14 protein-coding genes and 1 tRNA gene are annotated in these 15,907 nt (G+C 44.8%); 7 read left to right on the forward strand and 8 right to left on the reverse strand.

The features are described from left to right. Window positions 1-61: 61 nt before the first annotated feature. Window positions 62-2,284: a bifunctional alpha,alpha-trehalose-phosphate synthase (UDP-forming)/trehalose-phosphatase gene (locus AABK40_RS09275; protein WP_338396858.1), complete on the reverse strand. Its 2,223-nt coding sequence runs from the start codon at window positions 2,282-2,284 to the stop codon at window positions 62-64. 428 nt (window positions 2,285-2,712) lie between these two features. On the opposite strand from AABK40_RS09275, the gene AABK40_RS09280 reads away from it, so the two are divergent. Then, window positions 2,713-3,537 (forward strand): ion transporter, encoded by an 825-nt coding sequence (locus AABK40_RS09280; protein WP_338396859.1) that lies wholly within the window; start codon window positions 2,713-2,715, stop codon window positions 3,535-3,537. Further along, window positions 3,537-3,875 (forward strand): HopJ type III effector protein, encoded by a 339-nt coding sequence (locus AABK40_RS09285; RefSeq protein WP_338396860.1) that lies wholly within the window; start codon window positions 3,537-3,539, stop codon window positions 3,873-3,875. The genes AABK40_RS09280 and AABK40_RS09285 overlap by 1 nt, the downstream gene beginning before the upstream one ends. 2 nt (window positions 3,876-3,877) lie before the next feature. Here the strand turns inward: AABK40_RS09285 and AABK40_RS09290 are convergent, their stop codons facing one another. The 5 genes from AABK40_RS09290 to aat form a co-directional block, all read right to left on the reverse strand. Then, the gene (locus AABK40_RS09290; RefSeq protein WP_338396861.1) at window positions 3,878-4,492 is read right to left on the reverse strand and encodes a hypothetical protein; all 615 of its coding nucleotides are present in this window, start codon (window positions 4,490-4,492) and stop codon (window positions 3,878-3,880) included. Window positions 4,493-4,659: 167 nt separating this feature from the next. Then, on the reverse strand, window positions 4,660-5,136 hold the full coding sequence (locus AABK40_RS09295) for a GNAT family N-acetyltransferase (protein ID WP_338396862.1): 477 nt from the start codon (window positions 5,134-5,136) through the stop codon (window positions 4,660-4,662). A gap of 771 nt (window positions 5,137-5,907) precedes the next feature. Further along, a tRNA-Arg gene (locus AABK40_RS09300) sits at window positions 5,908-5,979 on the reverse strand. A gap of 135 nt (window positions 5,980-6,114) precedes the next feature. Beyond that, entirely contained in the window at window positions 6,115-7,329 is a 1,215-nt protein-coding gene (locus AABK40_RS09305) for an MFS transporter (RefSeq protein ID WP_338396863.1), read from the reverse strand. 126 nt (window positions 7,330-7,455) lie between these two features. Then, entirely contained in the window at window positions 7,456-8,175 is a 720-nt protein-coding gene (gene aat / locus AABK40_RS09310) for a leucyl/phenylalanyl-tRNA--protein transferase (protein WP_332918945.1), read from the reverse strand. Between the two features lie 85 nt (window positions 8,176-8,260). Here aat and AABK40_RS09315 point away from each other — a divergent pair, with 85 nt between their 5' ends. The 4 genes from AABK40_RS09315 to AABK40_RS09330 all read left to right on the forward strand — a co-directional run bounded on the left by AABK40_RS09315 (window position 8,261) and on the right by AABK40_RS09330 (window position 11,610). After that, a complete protein-coding gene (locus tag AABK40_RS09315; protein ID WP_338396864.1) occupies window positions 8,261-8,968 on the forward strand; it encodes a DNA alkylation repair protein in 708 nt (235 codons plus the stop codon). Between the two features lie 107 nt (window positions 8,969-9,075). Beyond that, window positions 9,076-9,462, forward strand: coding sequence for a hypothetical protein (locus AABK40_RS09320; RefSeq protein ID WP_338396865.1), 387 nt, complete (start codon window positions 9,076-9,078; stop codon window positions 9,460-9,462). A gap of 399 nt (window positions 9,463-9,861) precedes the next feature. Continuing rightward, a complete protein-coding gene (locus AABK40_RS09325; RefSeq protein ID WP_338396866.1) occupies window positions 9,862-11,121 on the forward strand; it encodes a hypothetical protein in 1,260 nt (419 codons plus the stop codon). A 123-nt stretch (window positions 11,122-11,244) separates the two neighbouring features. Then, window positions 11,245-11,610, forward strand: a complete 366-nt coding sequence (locus AABK40_RS09330; protein ID WP_338396867.1) for a PadR family transcriptional regulator — start codon at window positions 11,245-11,247, stop codon at window positions 11,608-11,610. A 124-nt stretch (window positions 11,611-11,734) separates the two neighbouring features. Here AABK40_RS09330 and AABK40_RS09335 read toward each other — a convergent pair whose 3' ends face one another. Then, window positions 11,735-12,025, reverse strand: coding sequence for a hypothetical protein (locus AABK40_RS09335; protein ID WP_332918940.1), 291 nt, complete (start codon window positions 12,023-12,025; stop codon window positions 11,735-11,737). A 174-nt stretch (window positions 12,026-12,199) separates the two neighbouring features. Further along, a complete protein-coding gene (locus tag AABK40_RS09340) occupies window positions 12,200-13,666 on the reverse strand; it encodes a lipopolysaccharide biosynthesis protein (protein WP_338396868.1) in 1,467 nt (488 codons plus the stop codon). A gap of 552 nt (window positions 13,667-14,218) precedes the next feature. On the opposite strand from AABK40_RS09340, the gene ilvD reads away from it, so the two are divergent. Continuing rightward, the gene (gene ilvD / locus AABK40_RS09345) at window positions 14,219-15,898 is read left to right on the forward strand and encodes a dihydroxy-acid dehydratase (protein ID WP_338396869.1); all 1,680 of its coding nucleotides are present in this window, start codon (window positions 14,219-14,221) and stop codon (window positions 15,896-15,898) included. Window positions 15,899-15,907 lie beyond the last annotated feature (9 nt).

Below are 15,907 nucleotides of genomic sequence, written 5' to 3' on the forward strand. Positions count from 1 at the left end.
AAATGCAGGAATTATACCAATCAAAAAAATCCCCAAGCATTAGCTCAGGGATTTTGATATTTTAAGAGTGTTCTTCTTTTGCTTTGGGCTCGCTTTTACTTTCGCTCGCCGACTTTTGAAATTCTTCCAACAAGCGGCGTACGGCGCGCTCATTCTCTACAAAATAAGTCGCTTCCGTCGATGCCCTGCCGACTTTAACGGTATCCCCTTTATCGCCAATGGCAACAAAAGTATCTTCATCCGTCCAGTCGTCGCCAATAGCAAACAGGTAATCGTGGGTAAACTTGCGAAGGAAGCGGTTGGTTGCTTTTCCTTTATTAACATCGCTCGATTTTACCTCAATCACCATATCGCCTTCAAGCACCTGCAAATTCATGCCGTGGGTAATATAACGCAGGTGGTTCACCAGCTCGCGGGCACGCAACTCCCCAAAGCCCTGTTCCGCCTTGCGGTAATGCCATGCAAGCGAGTAATCTTTTTCTTCAATAAATGAGCCTGGCGTTCTGTTCACGAAGGTGTCCATCACCAATCCCACAGCCTCTTTCCACTGCCCATTCATATTGCTGGCCTTCTTCCATTCCATGCCCTGATATCGGTACCAGACCCCATGTTCTGCCACCAAATCTACCGGAAGGTGCCCCAGCCAGTTCCCCAGTGTTTCCCGGTCGCGACCACTGATGATCACCACACGACCTTTACCATTTCCAATTTTGGTCAGCAAAGACAATAATTGACTGTCTGGCGTCGCTTTTTGCGGATCATGATGAAAGCCGGAGAGGGTACCATCATAATCCAGGAACAACATCGGCTCATTGGAATCATGATAACGGTGAACAAGATCCGTTCTGAGCTGCCCTTTCAGTGATTTCGCTCCGGCGGTTTTCTGGTCATCCTTAATGCCTTCAAGCTGCTCCAGGAACAATTTCACCCAGTGGTGGATATTATATCTTTTAATGGTCTGTTTCATGACAGCCATGTGCTGCTGCTGCACTTCCACTTCCATTTCCAGCGCATCCCTGATCGCATCAGACAATTGGTGGATGTCATTTGGATTAATGCGGATCGAATCCGAAAGTTCTTTGGAAGCACCTGCCATTTCCGAAAGAATAAGCACCCCTTTATTGTCGAGCTTACTGGCCACATATTCCTTGGCTACCAGGTTCATGCCATCGCGCATCGGTGTTACCAGTGCCACATCGGCCATGCGGTAAAATGCCGACAGCGAGTGGATATCAAAAGAACGGTAGAAGTAATGAATAGGCTTCCAGTTGACGGTCCCGATTTTGGCATTGATACGCCCAACGGCCAGATCAATTTCCTCTTTCAAAGCCCTGTATTTTGGTACAGTATCCCTTGAAGGTACCACAATCATGAACAGGGAAACCTCGCCAATATACTGCGGATTCAGATCAAAGAACATCTCTATTGCTTTGAGGCGGTTTGGAATTCCCTTGGAATAATCCAGACGGTCAATCGAAAGCATGACCTTGGTTTTGCCAATGCTGGTGCGGTAATCTACCTCCTGACTGAGGGTATCTGGGTGGCTTGCCATGCCCTCATATTTCTCAAAGTCAATCCCCATCGGGAAGGCGTCCACCGTAACAGTACGGTTACCGACCACTACCTGCGTTTGGTTGACTTTCATGCCTGCCAATCGCGACACAGAACTCAAAAAGTGACGCATATCGTCAAAAGTATGAAAGCCGACCAAATCAGCCCCCATCAGTCCCATCAGTAACTCACGGCGCCACGGAATGGCACGGAAGGTTTCAAAAGAGGGAAAAGGAATATGCTGAAAAAAGCCGATACTGATCTGTGGCAATTGATCGCGGAGCATTTGTGGCACCAGGAGCAATTGGTAATCGTGCACCCAAATGGTGTCATCTGGTCGGGCAATCTCAAGAATGGCATCACAGAATTTCTGATTGACCTTCTTATAGGACTCCCAGTGATTTTCATCAAAATTGGCGTAGGAAGGAAAATAGTGGAATATAGGCCAGAGGGTTTCATTACTGAAGCCTTCATAAAATTCATGCACCTCTTCTTCGGTCAGATATACAGGTCGCATATTACCCGCTTTGAGTTGCTGATCGACCACTTTGCGGTCGTTATCATTTTCTACGGCCAGGCCAGGCCAGCCGATCCACAAGTTATCTCCTTTTTTATAAACCGAACCAAGTCCTGTAGCCAAGCCCCCTTCACTTGTTGCAAATTGAAGCTGTTCATTGTCGTCTCTAAAGACCTTTAAGGGAAGTCGGTTAGATACAATAATTGTTCTACTCATGGTATGTAGGTTTTTATGTTGGGAAGCATTAGCGAATGGATATAAAGAATGTGCTTCCTCTTATTTGCTATTCTATTGTTGTCAATAAAATTAACAATTTCTGCGTAAATATTCAATAATATGGGCATTCGTTGTGAATTTCGAGCCCCATTTGCCTAAAATTGACAATCATATTGACCAAACCGCCCTATTTAAAGACTTTTCACTATTATCCTGAAAAAGGGCTACTGATCCCTTTTACCCCCCTCGGATCACAAGGCCCGGCCTTCTTTTTTGAGGCTTCGATACGGATATTTATGGAAAGGGGAAATATTTAAAATCCACAATAATAATTGAACCCACTACTGAAATGAGCACACTATAAATTTAGTCCTGAATTCCTGAAATAAATCGGCGCTTAAATATTGAAAAGCCATTATCTTTGCGCTATGGAATCATCTACCTATTTCAACTTTTTCAGTGAGCGGAAAGTCCTTTTGATCATTTTGCTCAACTCAGCCACCATTTTCCTTCAAGGGTTCGAGCTCTCGAAGGCGTTCTCCTTTTGGCTAAACCATTTTGATAATTTTTTCACCATATATTTTGTCTTTGAACTCAGCAAAAACATCAAACAACAGGGGTTCAGCAACTTTTGGCAATCAGCCTGGAACCGATTCGATTTCGTGCTGGTCGCCCTCGCCTTACCCTCCTTGCTGTATTGGTTCGGGAGAGAAACAGGCAATCAGGGGCTGGATTTTTTACTAATCTTCAGAACGGCAAGGGTCTTTAAATTCATGCGCTTTTTCCGCTTTATTCCTGGTGTACAGTCATTGCTCGCAGGCATTAACCGCGCACTGAAAGCCTCGGTGCTGGTGATTGTCACCTTCCTGATTTATAACTTCATAGTCGCCATTATTGCCTGCTCACTTTTTCAGGACCTCTCGCCAGAATATTTTGGCAACCCGCTCAGTGCGCTTTACAGCACCTTTAAAATTTTCACGGTAGAGGGCTGGTATGAAATTCCCGAAAGCATGATGGCCAACGGCAACCTTACCATTTTTCAGGAAGTGGGCATAAAGTTTTTCTTTATTGTGATTTTGCTCACGGGGGGAATCTTTGGTTTATCGCTTGTAAACTCCGTTTTTGTGGATGCCATGGTGATGGACAACAATGATGAACTTGAAGTGAAAGTTGATGACCTTAACAAAAAAATAGACCTGCTGACCGCAGAAATTCGTCAGCAACAAACCTCAAAATTTAGTCCACAAGAATAATGCAAACAGAACAACTAAACCACCTGCTAACACAGCCCCAATTCAACTTCGGGCAGTTTATCGCATTCATTGACCAGCACTACCAATATCAACCAACGGCTTTCAGGAATGGGGATTTACAAAATGATGCTGGCCAAAATGAAGGCTCTTGCAAACTATTTTTCTTCGCCAAACTGCATCAGCTTTCCGCCGAAAAAACACTGAAGTGCTTCGGCGAACATTATGCGACCGTTTTGGACACTCCCGAAGGAGACAGCCATCAGAATATTCGCAACTTCATGAAACACAGCTGGGAGGGCATCCAGTTTAATGGCATCGCCCTTTCCGAAAAATCATAATACTACAATTGCTTTCCATGCTCGTGCCAATCGATCAGGTATTTCACCGCCAGGGAAACCTGATCGCCCCAGGCACTGGAAATTTCCAGTATCCGCTGCTCAAAATTGTCGTTGGGAGCGATATCATATAGGTTCTCCACCACAATCGCCAGGTCACGGTCATGAATCGGGTTAATATTCGGAAGCCCAAGCGTATATAAGAGGATCATTTCAGTACAGTGCTCCCCCACCCCGTTAATTTTCGAAAAATGGCCCCGCAGTTCCTGCTCCGTCATGGTGAGCCAGGACAAATCCGGATTCATTTTCCAATAGGCAGCCACATTTTGTGTTGTTTGCCGGCGCTCATCAGTAACCCGTCCAGTACGAAGGGCTTTCTTCTCGAACGCTTCATATTTATCCACGGTCAGGTTCGACATCCTCGCCTCATCAAGCAGCTGATCAAACAAACCTCCACGGCTTCGGTAATGAATGATCCCCTCCAACACACAGCTCAATAAGTCATGGAATACATTTTTTGTGCTGTGCACCTGCGGCAGCGGTAACCGCTCCACAATACGGCACAGGATAGGATCAGCCTTGAAATAGATTTTGGGGTCAAAATTTGTTTGGTCAGTCATATTGATAAAGTTATTCTAAAACGCGCATCATAGCAGCGCAAAACCACGCTCCTACCTGTTAGAATACCTTTGAAGGCCGATTTGTTTGTAGCTACCAAAGCACTGACGGACAAAAAAAAGGTTTCACCCATTTTACTGATGAAACCTTACTGAATATATGTATTTGCTTAATTCAATCTTTTAACGAACGTCACCTTATCTTCTCCTTGCTGATAAAAATCCCGAATGACGGCCTCCTGTAAATAACCACATTGATAGTAGAAAGATCGCGTCGCTTTGAATTCGTCCAGGCCTGAAGTGTCCACCAGCAACAGGCGTACACCGCGCTTCTGCAGTTCTGCCTCAATATGGGCCAATACCGAACGGCCGATGCCCTGCCCCTGCCGATCTGCATGAACGGCGATCAAAAACAAATTCCAGGTACCTTCGGTCATTTTTTCTGGTGCGCAATAGGCCACAAAAGAAGGTCCATCCTGATCGCCTGTCAGCCACAGGCACTCTTCCTGTTGTGCGAAATAGGGGGCGATCATTTCCTCGATCATTTCAGAGGGAAACAGCTCACTACTGTCAATTACTGCTTTTAAATTCGACACATCAGCAGGCACTACCGCCCTGACAGCATATGGCTTAATCTCTTCTATCATGATTAGTGGGGTTCAGTTAAAATTAGTTTGTAATGCAGGATCATAATTCGATTTAAAATACAATATGCTAATTTTAAATGTAAAACGGATTAATATTCACATGAATTGAAAGCCGCAACCCAAGAGATTCGCAACAAAAAAAATAAAACATCAGTGTTCGCGAAACACCACCAGGTGGTGTATCAGACAACTCAGCGAAATGGCAAACACGACCACCGCCATGAACAACTGATCAAATGCCAATAAGCCACTCCCAGCAATGACACCTATGATACCAATACAAAAATATCTCTTAACCATACAATTAATATACCGAATAATACAATAACATCCTAAGTTACTATAACTGTTATAACAATTAGTATGATTATAAATGTAAGAATAACAACTATATATAGGTTATATCACAAAATAAGGAGAATAGACCTGCCTATTTAGCCGTAATATGTCAATTGAAGCGCAAAAAAAGATAAAATAAAAAATTCGGAAACGAACAATCAGCATAGAAATATAACAAGCCTAAGTTTTGTGCAACTGTTGGATGTCCACCGCCTCCACCGATGCATAGGGACTTTTCGGACATCGTGTCCGAAAAAAGGTAATCTATGGATAAAATATTAAACAATCATGGAGGGCTGAAGTGGTAGAAGTCAGTCGCTCCTTGCGTTACAGACAGCGACTCAATACCAAACCTTCGCCCTTTACCATAAAGCAAAAAAAGCCCCCCACGCATTGTGAGAGGCTTTTCACGCCTTAGAGGCGCTTCCCTTGTGACCCTATTTAGAATCGAACTAAAATCTTAGGCTCCGGAAACCCACGTACTATCCATTGTACTATAGGGCCATGTCATTTGGGAATGCAAATATAAGCAGGAAATTGATTATTAAAAGGCTCTTGATGGACTTTTTAAACAGAACTGACGGGCGGCAAACGCAAGTCTTTGAATATAAGAATTTTCTGATGGAACTTTTTTTTCGCTTAATATTTAGTCTGTACTGCTCGTAAAAAGAAGATCGAAGCGACTGTCAGGACGACGCCGATCATGCCTGCCTGTGCGTAATGCTGATATTGCCCTGTGGCCGACTGGCTAACGATAAAACCCACGGCAAACGAAGCTGAAGCACTTGCAAGCTGTTGTACAGAGGCCCGAACGCCCATAAAACTCCCGCGCTGCGCTGGCTTGGCGGTCCCTAATATTAATGCATTCGCGGGAATACTTCTTCCCCCAACAACAAAAAACAAGGTGGTTACCAACAACACCTGCCACAAAGGCACCGCCGACATATTGGTGATTTCTATCAGTGGAATGGTGGTCAGCAAAGCAAAAATCGCGAAAATACGGAACTTCCCAAACCGGTCAGAAAGGCGGCCAATCCACGGGGAGGTAAAGACGGTCATCAGCCCGCCGCAAAAGTAAATCCAGGTCAGCTGTTGCTCTGCAATCCCAACGTTTGCAACCATATAAGGTGCCAAAAATGGGATGATAAAAAAATGCCCCGAAAACATGAAAAATGCCCCCAGCAAACCATTCCGCTGATCGGCATCACGGCCAATCTCCCGCAGTTGTGCGAACACTGCCGTACCAGCCTGTGCAGTAATGTGCCCACGCATCACCGGCAAAAAACGATAGAGGCAAACCAACAATATTAAACCCAGCCCAAAAATAGCAAAGAAGGGCACGCGCCAGCTGTAAGTTACCCCAAAGTACAAGCCAAAGGGAACGCCCAGTGCTGATGCCGAGGAAAAACCCATCATCAGTAAACCTATTCCCCGCCCCCGTTTTTCTATGGCGACCACATCGCCCACAATAGCAAAAAGCAAGGCATTGATCACCCCGCCAAAAAGCCCCGTAAATGCCCGTGCCAACACAAGCTGCAAGTAGCTGTCGGCAAAAGCACAGCAAAGGGTGCCGAGTAAAAATCCTGAATACAATACCATCAGAAAATCCCTTCGGCCATATTTATCAATATAAAATATCGCAACAAAACCTGACAGCGCCGCGGCAAAAGTGTAAGCGGAAATCACCGTACTCCACTGCCCCGGACTCAGCGAAAAGAGCATGCTCAGTTCATGACCCAAGGGCATCATGACCATAAAGTCAAGGACGTTGGTAAAACTCACGGCTGCCAAGAGCAGTAACAGTATTTTTTCCTGCGTATTGAATGTGGAGGTTGGTATTGAGGTTGAGGCCATAATATGGGATTTGATCACCTCTTCAGAGGGACGATTTACAGGCAATGATGGCGGTTATAATTTCAGATAAGCCGACCGTTTTTCAGCCGAATCACTACATGTAACCATCAGTTGATCACTGCCTTTTTATTGAATATTCCATTCGAAATCAGCGCGGAACAATGCGTTCCAATCCTCTTTCTCCGCAATATGGTCCACCGCATTCTCGCGCACCACTGCCAAAAAATCATCGCGGTCAATCATTTTTGCCCCGATCGAAAACAGGTGATCGGTATGGTACTGGCAATCAACAAACTCAAAGCCTCGCTCTTCCAAATTCTTACACAAATGAATGAAACCGAATTTTGACGCATTGCTTTTTCTGCTGAACATTGACTCCCCAAAAAACACCTTCCCCATCGCCATGCCATAAAGGCCACCAACAAGTTCTTCACCATCCCATACCTCCACAGAATGCACAAAGCCCAATGTGCGTAACTCCGCAAAAGAATCTTTGTATTCCTGGGTAATCCAGGTACCGTCCTGCCCTTCACGCTTAATGGTTTCACAACCCTCAATCACGGCCATCAGGTCCTGATCGTAGGTTACCCGATACTTCCGAGCACGCAAAAGCTGGCGCATACTTTTCTTAATGCGCACCTGCGATGGAAAAACCACACAGCGGGGATCGGGGCACCACCACATGGGCTCCATGTTTGGATCATACCACGGAAAAATTCCTTCGCCATAAGCGGTAATCAACCGATCTACCGCCAAATCGCCTCCAATAGCCAACACGCCTGACTCATGCGCCAGCTCCCCTGGAGGAAATGTTCGTTCGTTTTTATCAATAAAAAAAATTCCCATGCCACAAAGATAAGCCTTTTGACTTCTTCTTGTTTTTAAGTTAAAAAAAATGCTAACTTTTATTTTTCAACCACCCCTCCAACCAATGAACTACGACCAAGTATTTGAAGCCCTGGAACAATTCGGCAGCGAACAAACCAGAAAAGTCCTGCGTCGGCACGGTGCCAAAGCACCATTTTTTGGCGTCAAGGTTCAGGACCTGAAGAAAATTCAAAAAAAGATAAAGCGCAACCATTCCCTTGCCCTGGACTTGTACGCCAGTGGCAATTCCGATGCCATGTACCTGGCGGGACTCATTGCTGAACCCCAAAAAATGAGCCGCGAACAGCTACAGCAATGGGCTGAACAAGCCTATTGGTATATGCTCAGTGAATATTGCGTTGCGCCAGTAACTTCCGCAAGCCCTTTTGCCATGGAGCTGGCTGAAGAATGGATCGAGGCGCAAAAAGAACATTTACAGGCTGCAGGCTGGACGACCTACGCCAACTACCTGAGCTTTCAGGCCGATAGCGAGATTGACCTTGACCGCGTCCAAGAACTGATTCAGCTTGCGGAGCAAAGGGTTCACCTAAAAGACAACCGCGCGGCTTATGCGATGAATAATTTTGTGATTGCCGCAGGAACTTTTTGTGCGCCATTGTTCGATACGGCACTAAAGGTGGGAGCGCAAATTGGTAAGGTGAAAGTCAATATGGGGGAAACCAGCTGTAAGGTGCCCGAGATCGTCCCTTACCTTTTAAAGGTGAAAGCGCGGGACAAAGTCGGCAAAAAAACTAAACGTCCAAACGGTTGATATTTACCGCACTTAAATATCGATGCTGATAATTTCGATCAATTGATTTATTTTTTCCTGCAGAAATCAATCCGATTTTTATCATTTTTACTTAGCTTTGCAGGCAAATGCTCAACATCTTCCGATCATATCGTTTTATGCGCCTGATGGCGTGGACGACCGCATTGATTCTGTTTAACTTCAGTATCGATGTGGACGACAGCTCGCTATGCGAAGAAATTAAGCATTCGGAATTCTATGCCTTGCAGGAAAGGGAAAGTTTCGTCGAGCTATTCACCTGTCTTTTTCTTGGTGAGGAAGCCTCAAAAAGCTTCCCCGACAATCCCTTTGCGACCACCAAGGCAAAAATCATCAAACAGCTTCAGATCAATGTGCCCTTTGACCTCCAGCCGAAAGGTGGAGAGCTGATTTTGGGTAATCAACAAACCCTGTGGGTCAATGAATATTCCGACCCCGATGGCAGTTTGCCATCTCCTCCCCCCAGGCGGGCTTAATGCTTTTCCCCCTCACTCCCAAACACCGCTGATAAGGTAGCATTATAAAATGTACGGGTAATTATTTGTCTACAGTTTACGCAGATTTCCACTGATAAAATCATGGGTTATCTTGAATCTGTTTTCACAGGGCAGCTGCGCCAGTAGTTGCTTTCAAGACGGTTCCGCAAGCTGTACCGATACACTTATAGGTGTATCCGAGCAATGCACTTTTGATGATTTGAGCAGGCACATCGGTCAGCTCCTACCGCCGTCAAATGTAATTTCGCAGGACAACCCCAATTCATGGCCATAATACTTCACCATTATTATGGAATACCCCCTATCATCACGGTCACCTATTTATGCTTTTTAAATTTAAAGTAAGGGCATTTCTATGTCCATTCAAAAAGCAATGTTATGAAAAATCTAATGACAATCATGGCCCTATTTTTCGCCATGACTACCCCACTATATACTTACGCGCAGGAAAATGAGGAACCTCAAAAACTTATCGAGGCGCTTACCTACGAGAAACAACCGGGCTTTGCCAATGCCTCTTCCAAGATTTTCACCTCAGAGCGCAAGTTTACTATCAGTGGATTCGGCGAGGTAAATTATGTCAATTTTCAGGGATCCAAAGACAAGAGTTCCGAAGATATGGAGCTTTTCTACTCCAACCTGTTCCGCACAGGCATCTGGCTGGGTTATAAATTTACCGACCGCATTATTTTGGTTGGAGAACTTCAGACAGAATACCTCACCGACCAATTTCAGCAGGGGGAATTTGCTTTCGCCTACGAACTGGTGCTCGATTTCCTGATCAACAACAATTTCAATCTGCGGTTTGGTAATTACCCAATGGGTATTGGCTGGGTGAATCAGAATGATGAGCCGATCGGTTTTAAGTCGGTCAATCGCCCTGAAGTAGAACGGCTGATTATCCCAACGGCATGGATGGAATTCGGATTGCTGGCCTACGGGTATGCACTGCCTAAACTGGAATATGCCTTCGGTGTAACCAATGGTTTTAACGGTCCAAATTTTTCCTCTGGCACCTGGATCAGAAATGGCAGAAACCACAACATGTTCGAAAGACCTTCCTCCTATGCCTTCAATGGTAAATTACAATATGGCGACGAAGACGATTTCCTAATCGGTGTTTCTGGTTATTATGGCGACGCCTCCAAAGGATACACTTTCAGCACCGAAGACCATAACCCTTATGCAGGTGAAAAGCTTAACTCAAACCTCGGAATGCTGTCTGCTCACGGAATTTACAAAGTGGGGAATTTGGAGCTTTTCGGACTGATGGCCAAGGGATGGCTCTCAGGAACAGAACAGCTATTTCAGATCCATCAGGAAATTCTTGGTGCTGAAACCTTCGGATATTATGCGCAGGCGGCTTATGATATCCTGCCATTTTTCAATCAGAATACCGAATGGAAACTGCCCCTATTTGTTCGTTATGAACGCTTGAATACCCATCAGAAAATCCATCAGGACTTGCAGGGATTAGATTACCCTTTTGCGAAAAATGACCTGGAAGTGGTGACCGTGGGATTCAATGCGCAGCCGAAAAAGAGTATCGTACTTAAAGCCAACTATCAAATCAGAAAAAACTTTGCGGGCATTGAAGAACCCAATCAGGTAGAGCTGGGTGTAGGATTTATTTTTTAAATCTTAACTTTAGAGAAAGGATGGGCAATGAGGCTTATTTTTGTGTCATTGCCCCCAATTTAACCACCTTTCACAATAGCAAAAGAATGATTATATTGGTATTATACAAGATGTATCATACTGATGGACAACAACAAAGAGATTGCGGCACTGCTGAATACCTGGGAACAAACCTACAAAAAAGGGCAGCTGACCTTATGGATATTTCTTGCCCTGAAAGAGGATCAAAAATATGTGGAGGAGATTAAATCCTTTATTGAGGAAAAATCCCACCAAACCATCCGCTGCGAAGAGCAAAGCATTTACAGAAATCTGAGAAAATATCAACAGCTTGGGGTGGTGGATTTTGAAACCCAAAAAGGAAACAAAGGGCCTGACAGAAAATATTATTACCTCACCGTCATGGGGCATCAACTCACCGATACCTTCATCGACCGCAACATCCGATTGTTTTTTTCAGCAGAAATGATGCAGCTCCTCAACCAATAAAACCACCCCTACTGACCGTCGTTTTGTCGGCAACCGCAGAAGCATGAAGCTTAAAAAAGGCATAAAAAAACCTCCCTGGATTGTCTCCAAGAAGGTTTTGTATTTTTTTAAAGCGCTACCCTTTTTAGGCCGCAAGCTTCATTGATTTAATTTCATTTACAGGTCCAAAGGCTTTCGCGCGGATAACTTTCTTTCCTTTCAACAATTGTACTTCAACAGGCATGAATTTTTTCTCTGCAGTAGTTTTAAGTACTTTTTGGAAATATGCCGTAGCAGCTTCCACCTCTCCTTTGCCGAACTTTTCTTTACTGCCCATTACTTTCACAGGCTGCGCAGGAATAACGTGATACATTTTTACAACCACCGAATATTCTGGCTGAAAGCTCTTAAAGAAGTTTTTAATAAAATTTTTCATACAATCCGTTTTTGTTGATCTTAACTTAGTAGCACACTTAAAAGATCAAATAAAAAAATTCAATCAAGGGTGAAGCTAACAAATAAGTGAGTGAAATCGCAATTAATTAATGATTTAATTTAATCCCAAGCCAAAACTTACACTCGTTTTTCGATACTCCATATTGATATTTGACTATTGCTGTCGGAGCACATAACGACGGTGAAATCTATTGATATCCATTGAAACTCCCGAAATAATCGCACCAACATATAAAACTGTGGTGATCATCACCCCCCGCAATGTAAATAATACCAGCCATTGCATTTGAGGAAGAAGCAAAACAAGAGCATAAGCGATGAAGGGAAAGGGCAAAAAGTACAAGGTGTTTTTCGTAAAGGGCTGAAAATGCCATTCATGTAATATTAACCTGAACTTGAGCAGGTTGTAAATCAACATCGAGAGGAAAGTCGCACAGGCCGCACCAGCAATTCCAAAAGCAGGGATCATCAGTAGGTTGGTCACTACCAGTAAAAAGGCCAGAACCACCGTAAAGTAAGTTACCCACTTATATTTTGGCGACTGAAGAATAATCTCGCTATTGAGGCCAAAGATCATATCGACCACCTTGCTCAAGCCTACCCAAAAGACCACCATGGCGCCCGCCTTATAAATTTCGGAGTTGGGCATCAGCTGATATACGACATCAATGTTGCACCAAATCCCCAGAAACAACCATGAGGCCACTACCGCCAGTATTCCCGTAGTTTGCTGATACAGCTTTTCAATTCCCTCGAAATCATCCGATTTAAAAGCCTTTGAGATCAACGGTATGGCAATCTGGGAAATAGCCCTTCGGGGAATCTCTATCACCGTACCTATAAAAAACGCTATCACATACACCCCGAGAGCATCCAGACCAATCATGCTGCTGATCATCAGGCTGTCCACCTTCGTAGAGACCAAAGCGCCTGCTGAAGACAAAATGACAAACCACGCAAAATGCAACATGGGCTTTCGTTCCGATACTGGAGGCAAAACTTTCCCCTGCCAGTTCAGCCATCCTTTTAGCTGCGCATAAATGATCAGCAAAAGCACAGCCACCGCATAAGCACCTACCAGGCCATACATCAGTTCATGAAAACCAATCCACGACAACGCCACGCCGCCAATAAGCAAGCTCAGGGAAATCCTCAGAAAAACTTCCTTGGTAAAAGCAGAAAAAACGATATTCAGATTTGCCCGATAAAACGACTCCATCATCAGCTGGTAGATCATCAAGATCATCAGTACAGGCACAAGGTAAAAGTAAGGCATCATCTCTGGATTAACGCCCATCAGAAGGCGCGCCCAGTAATCTGGAGCAAGCCAAAAGAAACAAAGGAACAAGCCAATCAGCGGCAAGGGATAGAGCAAAGCGAATTTGGGAATCGACATCGGCTGCTTCCTCAGCGTAGGAATAAACCGGTCAAGGACTGTCGGCAGGCCAAACTGCAGAAAGGACGCCAGTAACATGCCCAGATCCTGCAACAGACGCACCATGCCTATTTGGTCGGGAGCCAAAACCTTTGGCATGAAATACAAAAAATTCAGGGCGCCAAAAATCACCCCGAAGTATGTCATCAAGGAGGCTCGAACCCCTTGCTTCACTACAATCCCCATAAAAGCTTGATAAAATAAAGGCCAAAGTTACAAAGGGTACTTGAATTGCCAATCTTTTCGGTGGCTTCCCTTTTAAAATTTTATTCTTTTCGTCCCAAAAAAACATCTTACCGCAAAAAATACACTTCCACCGATTCGCTTAGATTACAACAAAAGAAAACACCATAACCACTATAAATCAACTACTTAACCACACTTTTGAAGCCTTAGACATTGTAAAAGTTCAGAAAACTTGAATCCCCAAATCTGTCTACGGTTTCTATTTTTGAATCATACTAAACGACGGGAAAAGCAATCTAATCAAAATGGTACAAGCCAATCAACCATATTCCACTTCTAACTTGCCAATGCTTACTGGCGAAAACGTCCTGCGCATTCGTGAGCAGCTGTCGGTGGAGATTAGCGTCATTTTTTTGCTTCAAGTCAGTGTAATTTCAGCGATCGTCGTCATCTGCTCTTTGGTATAAGGCACTGACGAACAAGATGATCATTTCCGCTGAATAATTACCAAAGAGCACGCTTGATTCACGCATTATTTCACAATTCTCCTTTATGAATACATATAAAAAATATAGTCATCTGGTAACCACAGACGACAACCAGCCCGCCGCACAAGCCATGCACTACGCCCTTGGCCTGACAGAAGAAGAGTTAGCTAAACCATTTATCGGAATTGCCTCCACAGGTTACGAGGGCAACCCTTGTAATATGCACCTGAATGATTTGGCCAAAGATGTTAAGAAAGGCACCAAAGATGCTGATCTTGTAGGATTGATTTTCAACACTATCGGTGTTTCCGATGGTATTTCAATGGGAACCCCTGGAATGCGCTACTCTTTGCCTTCGAGGGATGTTATTGCCGACTCCATAGAAACAGTGGTAAACGCACAAGCCTATGACGGTGTCGTTACCGTAGTGGGTTGCGATAAAAATATGCCTGGCGGACTGATGGGACTTATTCGCCTGAACCGCCCTTCGATCCTGATGTATGGCGGAACGATCGCCTCAGGGAAACACAATGGGGAGAAACTCGATATTGTTTCTGCCTTTGAAGCCTGGGGAAAGAAAGTCGCGGGAACCATTACCGAAGCGGAATACAAAGCCATTGTACAGAAAGCCTGCAACGGCGCTGGAGCATGTGGCGGAATGTACACCGCAAACACCATGTCATCGGCGATTGAAGCACTGGGAATGTCATTGCCTTTCAACGCCTCGATTCCTGCACAAAGCCCACTCAAAAAAGAGGAAGCTGTAAGAGCAGGTCAACTGATGCGCAACCTGATTGAAAAAGACATCAAGCCATCAGATATCCTGACAAAAAAATCTTTCGAGAACGCTTTCCGCCTGACCTTGATTATGGGCGGGTCCACCAATGCGGTTTTACACCTATTGGCATTAGCCGACACCGCGGATATCGCTTTCGACCTTGAGGATATGCAACGCCTTTCAGATGAAACGCCTTTCCTTGCAGACCTTAAACCTTCAGGAAAATACCTGATGGAAGACCTGCACGAGATCGGTGGTACGCCAGCGGTCATGCGTTTGCTACTCGACAAAGGTCTTTTGCATGGCGACTGTATGACCATCACAGGAAAAACCGTTGCCGAAAATCTTCAGGACGCACCACGCCTTCCAGAAGATCAAAAAATAATCATGAACTGGGACGAACCGATCAAAGCCTCTGGTCACCTTCAAATCCTGAAGGGGAATTTGGCACCTGAAGGTTCGGTTGCAAAAATAACAGGTAAAGAGGGATTGTCCTTCTCGGGTACCGCCCGTGTTTTTGAGGGTGAATTCGATGCCAATGATGGCATTGCCAAAGGCACTGTCAAGAAAGGCGATGTGGTTGTCATTCGTTACGAAGGACCACAGGGAGGCCCTGGGATGCCTGAAATGTTAAAGCCAACTGCCGCCATTATGGGAGCTGGATTGGGTAATGATGTGGCCCTGATCACCGACGGGCGTTTCTCTGGAGGAACACACGGATTTGTCGTGGGCCACATCACACCAGAAGCGCAAGTCGGCGGACCTATTGCCTTGATTGAGGAAGGCGACAAAATTACCATTGACGCAGAAAGTAACTTGCTCACGCTCCATATCTCTGACGAGGAGATGGCGCAAAGAAAGGAAAAATGGGTTGTGCCAGCATTGAAAAAGACGCGCGGAACTTTATATAAATATGCCAAAAATGTAGCCACAGCCTCTAAAGGTTGTGTTACCGATCGCTTTTAAACTGATAGC

Source organism: Persicobacter psychrovividus (assembly GCF_036492425.1).
In the GTDB taxonomy this organism is placed as follows: domain Bacteria; phylum Bacteroidota; class Bacteroidia; order Cytophagales; family Cyclobacteriaceae; genus Persicobacter; species Persicobacter psychrovividus.

Bases quoted from the DNA above. Each gene is read 5' to 3' on its own strand.
- AABK40_RS09275 (WP_338396858.1), bottom strand. From the start codon at position 2,284: ATGAGTAGAACAATTATTGTATCTAACCGACTTCCCTTAAAGGTCTTT.
- AABK40_RS09280 (WP_338396859.1), top strand. From the start codon at position 2,713: ATGGAATCATCTACCTATTTCAACTTTTTCAGTGAGCGGAAAGTCCTT.
- AABK40_RS09285 (WP_338396860.1), top strand. From the start codon at position 3,537: ATGCAAACAGAACAACTAAACCACCTGCTAACACAGCCCCAATTCAAC.
- AABK40_RS09290 (WP_338396861.1), bottom strand. From the start codon at position 4,492: ATGACTGACCAAACAAATTTTGACCCCAAAATCTATTTCAAGGCTGAT.
- AABK40_RS09295 (WP_338396862.1), bottom strand. From the start codon at position 5,136: ATGATAGAAGAGATTAAGCCATATGCTGTCAGGGCGGTAGTGCCTGCT.
- AABK40_RS09305 (WP_338396863.1), bottom strand. From the start codon at position 7,329: ATGGCCTCAACCTCAATACCAACCTCCACATTCAATACGCAGGAAAAA.
- aat (WP_332918945.1), bottom strand. From the start codon at position 8,175: ATGGGAATTTTTTTTATTGATAAAAACGAACGAACATTTCCTCCAGGG.
- AABK40_RS09315 (WP_338396864.1), top strand. From the start codon at position 8,261: ATGAACTACGACCAAGTATTTGAAGCCCTGGAACAATTCGGCAGCGAA.
- AABK40_RS09320 (WP_338396865.1), top strand. From the start codon at position 9,076: ATGCTCAACATCTTCCGATCATATCGTTTTATGCGCCTGATGGCGTGG.
- AABK40_RS09325 (WP_338396866.1), top strand. From the start codon at position 9,862: ATGAAAAATCTAATGACAATCATGGCCCTATTTTTCGCCATGACTACC.
- AABK40_RS09330 (WP_338396867.1), top strand. From the start codon at position 11,245: ATGGACAACAACAAAGAGATTGCGGCACTGCTGAATACCTGGGAACAA.
- AABK40_RS09335 (WP_332918940.1), bottom strand. From the start codon at position 12,025: ATGAAAAATTTTATTAAAAACTTCTTTAAGAGCTTTCAGCCAGAATAT.
- AABK40_RS09340 (WP_338396868.1), bottom strand. From the start codon at position 13,666: ATGGGGATTGTAGTGAAGCAAGGGGTTCGAGCCTCCTTGATGACATAC.
- ilvD (WP_338396869.1), top strand. From the start codon at position 14,219: ATGAATACATATAAAAAATATAGTCATCTGGTAACCACAGACGACAAC.